This window comes from Pantoea coffeiphila (genome assembly GCF_016909495.1).
Lineage (GTDB): Bacteria > Pseudomonadota > Gammaproteobacteria > Enterobacterales > Enterobacteriaceae > Erwinia > Erwinia coffeiphila.
This window is the reverse complement of record NZ_JAFBFW010000005.1, coordinates 22,913-35,662: the sequence shown is the minus strand read 5'-3', so window position 1 is coordinate 35,662 and position 12,750 is coordinate 22,913. Positions and strand designations below refer to the sequence as shown.

Annotated in this window: 11 protein-coding genes; 4 read left to right on the top strand and 7 right to left on the bottom strand. The window is 55.7% G+C overall.

Annotated features, from left to right (window positions below; all coding sequences use genetic code 11):
• Window positions 1–27: 27 nt before the first annotated feature.
• From yhcN (JOE09_RS16520) to yhcN (JOE09_RS16510), 3 genes are all read left to right on the top strand, one after another.
• Window positions 28–291, top strand: coding sequence for a peroxide/acid stress response protein YhcN (gene yhcN / locus JOE09_RS16520; RefSeq protein WP_200561816.1), 264 nt, complete (start codon window positions 28–30; stop codon window positions 289–291).
• 114 nt (window positions 292–405) lie between these two features.
• Window positions 406–675, top strand: a complete 270-nt coding sequence (gene yhcN, locus JOE09_RS16515; RefSeq protein ID WP_105592900.1) for a peroxide/acid stress response protein YhcN — start codon at window positions 406–408, stop codon at window positions 673–675.
• 97 nt (window positions 676–772) lie between these two features.
• Window positions 773–1,036 carry a peroxide/acid stress response protein YhcN gene (gene yhcN, locus JOE09_RS16510; RefSeq protein ID WP_105592899.1) on the top strand — a complete coding sequence of 88 codons (264 nt, stop codon included), beginning with the start codon at window positions 773–775 and terminating at the stop codon, window positions 1,034–1,036.
• An 80-nt stretch (window positions 1,037–1,116) separates the two neighbouring features.
• Here yhcN (JOE09_RS16510) and JOE09_RS16505 read toward each other — a convergent pair whose 3' ends face one another.
• From JOE09_RS16505 to aaeX, 5 genes are all read right to left on the bottom strand, one after another.
• The gene (locus JOE09_RS16505) at window positions 1,117–1,386 is read right to left on the bottom strand and encodes a barstar family protein (protein ID WP_105592898.1); all 270 of its coding nucleotides are present in this window, start codon (window positions 1,384–1,386) and stop codon (window positions 1,117–1,119) included.
• 51 nt (window positions 1,387–1,437) lie between these two features.
• Window positions 1,438–2,892 carry an NAD-dependent succinate-semialdehyde dehydrogenase gene (locus JOE09_RS16500; protein WP_205066533.1) on the bottom strand — a complete coding sequence of 485 codons (1,455 nt, stop codon included), beginning with the start codon at window positions 2,890–2,892 and terminating at the stop codon, window positions 1,438–1,440.
• Window positions 2,893–3,018: 126 nt separating this feature from the next.
• Entirely contained in the window at window positions 3,019–4,977 is a 1,959-nt protein-coding gene (aaeB, locus tag JOE09_RS16495) for a p-hydroxybenzoic acid efflux pump subunit AaeB (protein WP_420830663.1), read from the bottom strand.
• A 13-nt stretch (window positions 4,978–4,990) separates the two neighbouring features.
• A complete protein-coding gene (gene aaeA, locus JOE09_RS16490) occupies window positions 4,991–5,923 on the bottom strand; it encodes a p-hydroxybenzoic acid efflux pump subunit AaeA (protein WP_205066531.1) in 933 nt (310 codons plus the stop codon).
• 7 nt (window positions 5,924–5,930) lie between these two features.
• Window positions 5,931–6,134, bottom strand: coding sequence for a p-hydroxybenzoic acid efflux pump operon protein AaeX (gene aaeX, locus JOE09_RS16485; RefSeq protein WP_105592894.1), 204 nt, complete (start codon window positions 6,132–6,134; stop codon window positions 5,931–5,933).
• Window positions 6,135–6,401: 267 nt separating this feature from the next.
• Here aaeX and aaeR point away from each other — a divergent pair, with 267 nt between their 5' ends.
• Complete coding sequence (gene aaeR / locus JOE09_RS16480) at window positions 6,402–7,319, top strand: HTH-type transcriptional activator AaeR (protein ID WP_200546522.1); 918 nt, start codon at window positions 6,402–6,404, stop codon at window positions 7,317–7,319.
• Window positions 7,320–7,400: 81 nt separating this feature from the next.
• Here the strand turns inward: aaeR and tldD are convergent, their stop codons facing one another.
• Window positions 7,401–8,846: a metalloprotease TldD gene (tldD, locus tag JOE09_RS16475; RefSeq protein WP_205066530.1), complete on the bottom strand. Its 1,446-nt coding sequence runs from the start codon at window positions 8,844–8,846 to the stop codon at window positions 7,401–7,403.
• Window positions 8,847–8,948: 102 nt separating this feature from the next.
• Window positions 8,949–12,743: an AsmA2 domain-containing protein YhdP gene (gene yhdP, locus JOE09_RS16470; RefSeq protein ID WP_205066529.1), complete on the bottom strand. Its 3,795-nt coding sequence runs from the start codon at window positions 12,741–12,743 to the stop codon at window positions 8,949–8,951.
• Window positions 12,744–12,750 lie beyond the last annotated feature (7 nt).

The following is a 12,750-nucleotide window of genomic DNA, read 5'->3' as shown; positions in this document are numbered from 1 at the left end:
TAAAAACAGTTGACGAGGAATAAAATCATGAACGTTAAAACTACTATTGCCGCTCTAAGCGTACTCTCTGCTCTGTCATTCGGCACATTTGCCGCCGAATCTGTTAATGCTACTCAGGCGCAGAATCTCCAGTCAATCGGTGTGGTCAGCGTCAGCGGCATCGCCGGTTCGCCAATGGATATTCGCCAGGCGCTGGATAGCAAAGCGACGGAGAAAGGTGCCAGTGCCTACCGCGTTATCGAGAGCTATCAGAACGGTAACTGGCATGCTACCGCTGAGATCTATAAATAAGGCCGATTAAAAAAAATCATTCAGCATCAATACGATCAGTACGGTAACCCCAAGAATAATAAATGCTTTTTAGCCCTTTCGGTTATCGAAAAAACATTATCTGGAGTCAATATCATGAAAACTACATTTACTATCGCTGCCTTAGGTCTTGCTTCTGTTCTTTCATTCGGTGCCAGCGCTGCACAACTGGTGACTAACGATCAGGTTGCTCAACAGAATCTGCAGTCTGTCGGTACCATCAGCGTCAGCGGCATTGATGCGGCGCCAAGCGATATCCGCCAGCAGTTGTCAGATAAAGCTGACCAGCAGGGTGCAACCTCTTATCGCGTGATTGAAGCGCATAACGATGGCAACTATCACGCCACGGCTGAACTGTACAAATAATTGATCGTGCCGGATGCGTAGCATCCGGTGGTGATATCGACGACCTGGTCATTATGCTGTAGCCCGTAGGTTGTTGATTGCAAATGGGAGATAATCTATGAAAATCAAAACAACCATCGCTGCATTGAGTCTTTTGTCAATGATCGGTTTCGGCGCTTCTGCCGCCGAACTGGTCAATAGCCAACAGGCAGAGAACTTGCAATCTGCGGGGACAATTACGCTAAGCGGTGTGGCCGGAGTACCCTCGGATATTCGCCAGCAGCTGTCACAGAAAGCAGATATGCAGGGTGCCAGCGCCTATCGCGTGGTAGAAGCCCGCAATCAGGACAACTGGCACGTGACCGCTGAGATTTACAAGTAATTCCTCGTCGAGGCTATCCATTGATAGCCGCCTATGACGAACCCTTTGGCCCCGTTCGCCGGGGCCCTTTTTGATAAAGACTATCTGACATTGAAGTGGAGCTGGCCCTCCAGCTCCTCTTCAGCTTCGTCAAACAGCAGGATCAGCGCACCATAGCGGCGCTTCTGCCCACTTCCCAGATGAATAAACTCAATTTCCAGCGGCAACGGCACCTTCGCCGCGATCAGCACATCCCATAAGCTGTCGAGATCGGTAATACCGTGTGGCTCAAGAGCGAAGCGCTCGCTGAACTGACGATAAAAATGCGCCCGATCGACAATCACATTAAAGTCAAAAATCTCTTTTCTCATTAAGGCTGCTCCGCTGAAAAAACTGCCGGACAACGCTCGTCGCCCGTCGGGTTACAGTCCGCCGATATGCAGGGCTTTTACCTCAAGAAACTCCTCCAGCCCAAGCACCGACCCTTCACGCCCCAGGCCTGATTCTTTTACGCCGCCAAAGGGAGCCAGTTCGGTCGATACTGCACATTCATTAATGCCCACCATGCCGCTTTCCAGCGCCGCCGATATGCGAAATACCCGCTGCAGGTTCTGCGTGTAAAAATACGCCGCCAGACCAAACTCGGTGTCGTTGGCACGACGAATCACCTCGTCTTCATCATCGAAGCGGAAACAGGCGGCAACCGGGCCAAAGGTTTCTTCCTTCGCCAGTTTCATCTTTTCACTGGCATCGGCAATCACCGTAGGCTGCCAGAAGTTTCCGCCCAGCGCGTGCCGGGCACCACCGACCACGATGCGCCCTCCGTTTGCCACCGCATCGTTAACGTGCTCTTCCACCTTTTTCAATGCGGAAGCTTCAATCAACGGCCCGACAACGACCCCCTCTTCGACTCCGTTGCCAACCTTCAGCTTTTTCACTTCTTCGGCCAGCCGTTCCACGAAGCGATCGTAAACACTGTTCTGAATATAGAAGCGGTTAACGCTGACGCAAACCTGACCGGCGTTGCGGAATTTATTGGCAATCGCCCCCTTTACCGCAGCATCAATATCCGCGTCGTCAAAAACGATATACGGGGCATTGCCCCCCAGCTCCATCGACACTTTTTTCATTGTATCCGCTGCGTTGCGCATCAGCAGCTTGCCGACCTGCGTGGAACCGGTGAAGGAGATTTTTCTCACCTCTTTACTGGCCATGATCGCGTCACTGATGGCGGCGGTATCGCCGGCTACCGCATTAAGTACACCGTCAGGCACTCCGGCTTTTTTCGCCAGCGCTAACAGTGCGAATGCGGACAACGGAGTATTGTTGGCCGGCTTGATAATCCCCGTGCAGCCTGCGGCCAGCGCAGGACCCAGCTTGCGGGTCAGCATCGCCATTGGGAAATTCCAGGGGGTAATGGCCGCCACCACGCCGATCGGTTCACGGGTGGCCAGAATGCGCGTTCCGGGCCGGGCAGGTGGAATAATTTCACCATTGGCGCGCTTGGCCTGTTCGGCAAACCACTGAATAAAGCTGGCGGCATACAGCACCTCGCCTTCAGCTTCCTTGAGTGGTTTGCCCTGCTCGGCGGTCATCAGCTGCGCCAGCCAGGTTTTATTTTCCAGCATCAGTTGATACCAGCGATACAGAATTTCCGAGCGCTGGCTTGCCGTTTTCGCTCGCCAGGTGGGGAAGGCCGCCGCCGCGGCTGCAATCGCTCGTTCGGTTTCTGCTTTACCGGCTTTAGCAACTTCAGCGATGGTTTCGCCAGTGGCAGGGTTGAATACTGGGAACGTGGACCCCGTTTGCAGCCACTCTCCTGCCGCCAGGTATCCGGTCTGGAACAGTTCATTATCCTTAAATGATGAGATCGTCATGATTCCTCCTGTTTTGATTGCCGTTATCTCAATAAGTATAGATGGCAAACCCATGCCGTTTTGTGACGGAGTGATATCGGCAGGAGGAAAATGCGGTGCCGGTAGCCCGTGCTACCGGCGGAAGGATCAAATCTGAATCAGGGTGTTTTGGTATTTTTTCAGCATCTGAGCAAGTCGGGCAACCGGTTCGGTCACGCTGATCGGTGCCTCATACAGCGCCAGTTTTTGCTGGTAAATATCAAACTCGGACAGCAGACGGGTGAAATAGTGACGCCGTTTGGCATCACTACTCGCCGAAATAACCCGGTCAGCAGTGTGGCGCAGCTGTTTATGGAAGGCCGACAGGTCGTCATTAATCGGAATATCCGCATCGCGCAGCCGTTGATGGCCAATAATCAGCGTCAGCGCCAGGCGGAATTTATCAATATCGCCGGGGAAGATATTCAGCAGCATGAACAGCTGCTGATACAGCGCAGGCAGATGGTTTTCCCGCCGCCTTGCCGTATTGGTGGTCATCGCTGACACCGCCGCATACATAAAGCGATTCAGCAGCGTGCGGCCTATACGCGCCTTGGAGCTGTCGCGAATAAGCAGAATCACCAACAGTGCCACAAAACAGCCAATGGCCTGCCCCAGCGCACCGTCAAGGAAAGTACTGACGTGGAAGGTCATCGGGTTATCCAGCGTCAAAATGTTAATTGTGCCAACCAGCGCGCCCAGCGTGCCGATCTGACGCCGCTGAATAAAGATACCAGCCACAAATGCCATCACGCCAAGAGCAATACACAGCAGCAGCATACTTTGCTGCGTCGCGGGCATGATCACCATGTAATACAACGCACCAAGCGGAACGGCAAAAATCATCCCGTAGAGGAAATCCTTAGCCATCATCAACGGGTTTGGCATACGCATAGCCAGAGCGGTAATGACCGCCAGCATAATCATCGCCCCGCTGCCGGAGGCCCATCCTGTCCATAACCAGAAAATTGAACCGACGGCCGTCGCGACAAAAGTACGAATACCGTTAATCAATGCATGTCGGCTTTCAGCCGAACGCATTCTGACGACCGGCTCGGCATTCAGCACCTCTTCTTCGATACGGCTGATGCTGCTGTTGGTGTGGATACCCTTCAGCAACAACAAATAGCGGCTGGCCGCAGCGACCCAGCTGCGAATCGTTGCCGGTGTATTTTTGCTGCCGCTGACGGTGATAATTCGGCGCATGATCTTCATCCGCTTATGGATGTCTGCCGTGCTTTCAACCGGCTTTTCAAACAGCAGCAGAAACTGTGGCGGCACATATTCCGGGCGGGAATTCTGGATCAGAAACGTTTCGCAGGCCTGGGTAATCAACGTCAGCGAAAGCGTGTTCAGCACCGCCATTCGGCGCTCCACCTTCGGCCATCCGCCCGACTCCATCATCAACAGCGAACGCATTCCTTTCAGAGCCGTGGTACGACGAACCAGCCCAGCCCAGGTTTTATCCACTTCATCCTTGTCGGCATGGGCAACGCAAAGCTGCATCAGCCGATACTGTTCCAGCAGAAGTGCATCGGCCTCGCGGTCGATATCCTGCTTGATGGATCGCGGCGAAAACAGCATATCGGCGAGAATGGCGCAAACAATACCAATAATGATTTCGCTACAGCGCTCTACGGCAAACTGCGGCGCAAGCAGCAGCGAACCGCTGGAATCAACGCTGACCACGATAATCAACGCGGTATAACCGGCCAGGCCTAAGGCATAGGAGTTCTCAAGCTTGATCAGCGATGACAGCCACACGCACACGCCGGCCCACAGGCAGCAAAGCAGCAGCATAAGCAGCGGCGCGCGGATGGTGGCGATCATGATGGTCAGTGCCGCGATACAGCCGATGAAGGTCCCGACAATACGCAGCATACCGCGATAGCGCAGCGCCCCGGAGAAGGGATCGCCCCCGGCGGCAAAGGCCGTACCGCCGGCAACAATCGCGGCGGTCATCACCGACCAGCGCGGAGTTTCAAGATTGAATTCGAAGCCCACAAACAGCGCCAGAATGATGGCAAAAGTCAGCTTGATGGGAAATCGCAGACGATACCACTGCATCATTTACTCCACCTTAGCCAAACTCGCGCAGGCGATGCATCAGTTTCATCAGCGGGGAGATGTCTTTTTCCTGGCGATCCTGCGCACCGGTTACCACAACGGTCGCCGTGGTGCCTGACGGGAACAGGTTACCCGGCTGCTTGTCCAGGCGAATACGCACCGGCACACGTTGTGCCAGACGAACCCACTCCAGATTCGAATCGACGGTCGCCATGCCTTTGCTGTCAACGGTACTGCTGCTGTTCGTCACCCCGGCGGCCACGCTGTCAACGGATCCAAGAATGACCTGGTTGCTGCCGAGCGGCGTGATCTCAACACGATAGCCAGGACGAATACCATCCAGCTTAGTCTCTTCCATAAAGGCCAGTACATAGAACGAATCCTGTTTGACCAGCGCCACTGACGTGGAGCCCCGGGTGATAAACTCACCGGCATAGACATTCAGGTTGGTAATCCACCCCGCCGACGGTGCCTTCACCACGGTACGTTCCAGATCCAGCTTCGCCAGATCGCGCGTGGCGATGGATTTCGCCAGCTGATGCTCCGTGGTCTGGTAATCATTGTTGGCCTGATCGATAGCCTCACGCGACATGGCGGAAACGCCAAGCCGGTTACGACGAGACGCTTCGCGACGTTTCTCATCCAGAATGGCCTGGTAATAGGCAACGTCGGCATTCGCCTCTTCCAGCGCTTTTTGATAGCGCGGCTGGTCAATCACGAACAACACCTGGCCTTTCTCAACCAGCTGGTTATCACGCACACGCACATCGGTTATCAGGCCACTCACATCGGGTGCAATCGCGACCACATCGGCGGTGAACTTCGCATCGCGGGTCCACGGGGATTCGGTGTAAAACACCCAAACGCGGAAAATCAGAACCACCGCGATCGCCACCAAAATCAGGGTAATGGCGAACCGGGAAATTTTTCTTATTAGTGCTTTCACGATGACCTCAGACGAACAAGCGGGATACAAGGTAGAACAGACAGCAGTAAAGCGCGGTGTTAAACAGCGCTGGATGCCAGACCCTGTCATAGAGTCCGGTCGGCATAAGCAGGCGACGAACCAGCCAGAACAGCATCAATGACACGACGATTTCAAAGAAAATGGGCGGAAAAGAAAGCCCGAAAACCACGATAACAGGAAGCACACTCATCTCTTATCCTTGTAAAAACAGTGCCGGAATACGAAGACGCAATAACGATCTCCCACCTGTTTCAGGGCAGTTTAAAGTTCAGGCTGATGATGGCCACGAAGTCGGGCCCGGATCACAACCGGTACTCACAGAATAGTAGCTTATAAAGTGAGCTTTAAAATAGGGAGTAGGACTTCAGAACGGTAGTCCGGCACTGCTATAGTAACGCGCTTGACTATAAGTTATCTACCAAATGTGATCTAAATCACTTTTAAGCCAGGGTTAATAATGGAAAGACTGAAAGGCATGTCCGTTTTCGCCAAAGTGGTGGAACTGGGCTCGTTCACCGCCGCAGCACAGCAGCTACAGCTCAGCGTTTCTGCGGTCAGCCAGATCGTCGCCCGGCTGGAAGATGAGCTGCAGGTTAAGTTACTTAATCGCAGCACGCGCAGTATCGGCCTGACCGAAGCAGGGAAGATCTATTTTCAGGGTTGCCGGAGAATGCTGTCTGAGGTTCAACAGGTTCATGAACAGCTGTGGGCATTTAATAATACGCCCATCGGTACGCTGCGCATCGGCAGCTCTTCCACCATGTCGCAAAACCTGCTGGCCCCGATGACGGTGGAGATGCTGAAAGAATATCCCGGCCTGACAATTAATCTGGTCACCGGTATTCCCGCCCCTGACCTGATTGCCGATGGTCTGGATCTGGTCCTCCGCGTGGGCGCTCTTCAGGATTCAGGACTGTTTTCCAAACGTCTGGGATCGATGCCGATGGTGGTCTGTGCAGCAAAAAGCTATCTGGCACAGCACGGTACGCCGGAAAATCCAGGGGATATCAGTAATTTTTCATGGCTTGAATACAGCGTGAGGACAGATAACGACTTTGAACTGACTTCGCCGGAAGGCAAGTCCGTTCGCTTATCGCCGCAGGGGCGTTTTGCCACCAATGATGCTCAGACGTTAATTCGCTGGCTGAAAGCCGGGACCGGTATCGCCTACGTGCCGCTGATGTGGGTAATTGAAGAGATTAACGCCGGTGAGGTAGAGATCCTGTTTACCCACTATCATTCGATGCCGCGCCCGGTCTATGCGCTCTATACGCAAAAAGACAAGCTGCCGCTGAAAGTTCAGGTGTGTATTAACTACCTTATCAGTTATTTCGATAAGGTGGATGAGATCTACCGGGAATTCCGCAAGGTGTAGCGGGGAAATAAAAAAAAGGGCGGCCGCCTGTGCGATCGCCCGAGTTAAATAACAGAACGTTGCGAGAAAACCGGCGTTGAGTTACGCCGTACCGCCTACCGTGATTTTATCCAGCTTCAGCGTTGGCTGGCCGACGCCAACCGGCAGACTCTGCCCTTCTTTACCGCAGACGCCAACGCCTTTATCCAGCGCCAGATCGTTACCGACCATCGAAATCTGCTGCATCGCCTCAATGCCGGAACCGATCAGGGTTGCGCCCTTCACCGGCTTGGTCACTTTGCCGTTCTCGATCAGATAAGCTTCCGAGGTTGAGAAGACGAATTTACCGGAGGTGATATCAACCTGACCGCCGCCGAAGTTCGGCGCGTACAGGCCATATTCAACGCTGGCAATAATGTCCGATGGCGTCGATTTACCGGCCAGCATATAGGTGTTGGTCATCCGTGGCATCGGCAGGTGCGCATAGGACTCACGGCGGCCGTTACCGGTTGGCTTAACGCCCATCAGGCGCGCATTGAGCTTATCCTGCATGTAGCCTTTCAGAATACCGTTTTCAATCAGTACGTTGTACTGTCCCGGAACACCTTCATCATCAACGGCCAGTGAACCACGCAGCCCTTCAATGGTGCCGTCATCCACTACGGTACAGAGTTCGGAAGCCACCAGCTCCCCCATCTGACCGCTGAATACCGAGGTACCACGACGGTTGAAGTCGCCTTCCAGGCCGTGACCCACCGCTTCATGCAGCAGTACGCCCGGCCAGCCTGCGCCCAGTACCACCGGTACGGAGCCTGCCGGGGCCGCTACGGCGTTCAGATTCACCAGCGCCATACGGACCGCCTCACGCGCCCAGGCGTCGGCACGAACTTCACCGTCTTCATTCGCCAGGAAGAACTCATAACCATGACGACCGCCGCCGCCGCTGGAGCCACGCTCGCGCTTGCCGTTATCCTCAACCTGTACGCTGACGGACAGACGAACCAGCGGACGGACATCCGCCGCCAACGTTCCATCCGTGGCCGCCACCAGCACCAGTTCGTAAACGCCGGTCAGGCTGGCTGAAACTTCCTGAACGCGCTTATCTGCTGCGCGCGCGGCACTGTCAACACGGTGCAGCAGGGCAATTTTTTCTTCGCGGGTCAGGCTTTGCAGCGGATCGAGCGCCGGATACAGCGGGCGATGCAGCACCGCACCTAAGGTGTGGGACTGGCCGTTACCCTGCTCGCGCACGATGCTTCTGGCCGCCGTTGCGCTCTGGTGCAGCGCATTCAAGGTGATCTGATCGGCATAAGCAAAACCGGTTTTCTCACCGCTTACCGCGCGCACGCCCACACCCTGATCGATATTGTAGGAGCCATCTTTAATGATGCGATCTTCCAGCACCCAGGATTCATGATAGCTGGACTGGAAATAGAGGTCGGCGTAATCCAGCTTACGCTCGGAGAGCTGGCCGAGAATGGCAAACAGATCGTTATGACTAATGTTATTGGCAGCCAGTAGCTGCTCACTCACCAAATTCAGACTCATGAATTCTCACTCAGTATGGATGAGCCAGATGCGACTGGCCCTCGATATTCATTTAGGTTCGCTATGTTTACAGCGTGAGGCAATTCCATAGCCACGTCAAATTCACTTATCGTCGTTTTCTCGCGGCTTGCGCAGTACCTCATTGATTTCAGGCTTATCAATTGGCCCGGTGATGTGATAGCGCAGTACTGAAATTTTATTCCACAGCGGCCCCAGCACCTTGCTGGCGGCAAACACGGCAGCACCCACAACCGGGTTAACGACAAAGGCCACGCCAACCCCGACCGTCGTTGAAATCTCCGGCGCGACCACCGCTTCCATATCAATCTGCCGTCTTACGAGATCCATTTTGCCCTTCATGGCGATGTCCGCTTCCAGCCCATCCACCAGCAGGTTATCCGTGTGCATCACGCCATTTTCTATCCAGGCGGTGCCGTTGATCGAATCAAACCAGAAGCCCTGACCAAAGGTGTCGCTGAAATCAAAACGCAGCTTGCGGATCAGCGCATCGAAACTGACGAGGCGCAGCAGCTGACCGGCACGCCCGGTTGAGACGTCGGTAATCTGTCCGGCGCCGATGTGCGATTTCAGCACGCCGCTTAACGTTTCTTCCGAAGGCTGCCACGGTGCGGAGCGCCAGTGTAGATCGTAGTCGAAGTTGAATGGCGCATCGCGCAGCGGGCTGCTGATGCCAAACCAGTTGGTCGCCTCGTTGATTTTTTTGCCGCTCAGGACACCTTTTAATGAGGTGCGCTGACCATCCGGGCGATTTACCCACTCACCGTTAACCGTCAGGCGTGCGTTACCGCTGTCAATCAGTCCGTTTTCCAGCTTCAGCGTGTCGCCCGTCGGCGTCAGAGAAGCCTGCATGCGGCCAAATTTTTGCCCGCGCAGCCAGCACTCGGCGCAGTTGAGATTCAGCGCAGGCCAGCGGCTGAAATCGATGCTGGAAGCATCAGTCGGCAGCGGAGCACCGCCGCCCGAGGTCTGCCACTGCGGATTGTAATAGAGATATTTGAGCTGAGCGATCCAGGGGGCCGAGCGCTTCATCATCAGCGTCCCCTCCACTTCTTTCCCCTTCGCCGCGACCGTCGTGTCGCCAGCAACATCCTGACTTAGCGTAACGTTGAGATCCTGCCATCGCTGCCCCGCCAGCGTCAGAGCGGGTGTATGCAGCCGGATATCGCCCGGCAACGCGCTGCTGCCCGCTTTTCCGCTCTCCGAACCGGCCGCGGCCATAAGCCCCATCCATGCGCTACCGTCAAGCGGAGGCAGATTCAGTACCATGCCCTGAGTCTCCGGCAGCGGCGGCGTGCGTTTGGCATCGTTCTCCCAAATTCCGCGATCGATGCGCAGCTGTTTGCCCAGCAGCCAGCGGCTGTTAAAACGATGGCTGCTGCCGACTGAACCGCTAAGGTCGAAGCTGTTGAGATTACCTTTAGCCACCAGTTTGACCGGTGTATTCGCGGGTTTACTGAGATCTAACGGCGCAGGTAAGTGACTGCTTACATTTTTCAGGTCGCTGTCGATATCAACCTGATAATTTGCACCGCCGCCGTGCGGTAGCGTGATTTGAACTTTACCCTGCCACGGCAGATTCCCCGCCAGCTGCGACCTTACCGCTGCCGGTATCGCATTGACCTCGCCGGGCTGCCAGTCGGCCTGCAGATCCACGCCAATTTGATAGTCTTTCTCGCCTTCCAGCGTGTTAAAGCTGACCGCCAGCGGCTGACCGAACCAGCGGGCGTGCATCTGGTCACTTTTCAAGTCGCCGTTATCATAGGTGAGCCGCCCGCTAAGCTGCTCAAAGGTGGTTTCCAGCGGTTTAATGTGCAGCGAGTTGTTTCTGAAGTTAACGTCGCCGGTAGCGCGCACCTGCTGGCCATCCAGCGGGATATCAATATGTAAGTTACCACTCACATTGCCGCCGACCTGCAGTTCATCCAGTGCAGCACCCAGCGAAGGCTTCAACGGCGAATCATTGAAATAGTCGCGAACCTGGTCACCGCCGCCGCTGATTTCACCATCAATCAGTAGTTTCTCTTCCAGATAATCAGGGATGACCGCCGAGATGTTAAGCCCCTGCACCTCACCCAGTTTTGTTTCTTCCGCCTTCATCCACAGGCCGTTATTCACAAAGTCGAGATCGATCGCCAGGTTTTCCAGCAGCGGCCAGCCGGGCTCGAACTCGTAGGTGGCTTTTCGCAGCGGTACCGCCACTTCAAACATGCCTTCGTTGTGTTTAAACGGGAACTGATGCGGGTCCCCGGCGAAGATCAGCGTAGCGTTATCCACCTGCCCGCCCTTTAGCGCGCCGCTGAGGTAGTTGGTCAGTGACGTGCCCATCAGCGGTTCAGGGAAGTAGCGCCAGGCATCGGCGGCATCCGTCAGCTTGATACCGGCCAGGATGTCCAGGCGCGGGGACTGACCTTTCTGCTGTTGGTAATGGAAATCACCGCGGGACCAGAGCGAACGGGCCTGTACGTCAAGCTGCTCGCCGGACAGCGTCAATCCGTCGGCATTATGCTGCCAGTTCAGCGCACCAGAAGCCCGGCTGATTTCCAGCGGAGCGCGGAACATATCGCCGTAGGGCATTGTCGCCTGCTGTACGGCAAACGCCAGCTGGCCGTCCGCCGCGCTGCCGGAAAGCGAACCGTTAAGGTGCTCCATGCCCGGCAGCAGCTTCCACTGCTGCCAGCTGAGGTTTTGCCAGCGTGCCTGGAAACGGGTCAGTTCGGGCTGGTTCAGCGGCACATCGGCGGCCAGCGACTGTATCTCACCGCGCGGCTGCAGCGCGCGCCAGTTTTCCAGCAGTTCCGGCGACAGTTTGGCAAACAGCGGAACCAATGGGTCAAGCGAACCTAAATCCAGATGCGTGGCGCGCACGCGCAGTTCCGCCTGCTTATCCGGCCCCGGCAGGTCGCTGCTTTGCGGCAGCCAGAGCATGGAAAGCTGACCCTTTGGCCACGGATTGTCGTCGGTGATAAAGCGCGTTTGCGGGATGTTAAGCAGCCAGCCACGGTTAAAGCGGCTGATATGCGCAGTCAGGTTATCCACGCGCAGGTGGTGCGGCCGATCGGAACCCTCCCACTTTGCTCCGCCTCGCTTCAGCCAGACATCGCCACCCCAGACCTCACCGTTTTTCACTTCCATCCATGCGGCAAGGCTGAATTTTGCGCTTTCCAGGCTGGTATTATCGCGCATCCACTGCCCCAGCCACGGCTTCACATCCACATCATCGGCCTGCATCCACACGCGGCCGGTATCGAGATAACCGTTGCTGTCACTCAGATCGAGGCGAACCTGCACCTCGCCGTGCTGGCCGGTGAAGCTGGAGAGGCTGACCAGCCCCTCAGCCCGGTGGCGGTTGCTTTCATTAAGCCAGGTGAGCTGAGGCATCGCCAGTTTGGCGCGCTGGCCGGAAGGGGTAACGAAGCTGATTTCACTGTCGCGCAGGTCGAAGTGATCGAACTGCCGCAGGAACAGGTTGTTGAGGCGATCGGCCTGTAAATCGGTTTGACCGCCGCCGCCGGTGAGCGGGGTGTTGGTGACCAGATTAAGCTGCCAGAAGGTCAGATCGCGAAACTGCCAGCGCAGATGCAGCAGTGACTGCCAGACATCCAGTGCCAGCGTGACGCGCTGAATGCTGACGCTGCCGCCGTCAGACAGCGCCGCCTGAATATCCTTAATTTCCAGGCGCGGACCGAAAGATTCCCAATTTCCAGACAGCGAACTGGCCGTTACCTTACCGCCTGCCGCGGCCGATACGCGCTCAAGAATCGGCTCGCGCCAGGTATTCATATGCGGCATCACCAGGCGTAAGCCACTGACCAGCAGCGCAATAACCACAACTAACGTTGCGCCAGCCAGTAGCAAAATCCTCGGCAGTTGCCTCACATGCCTC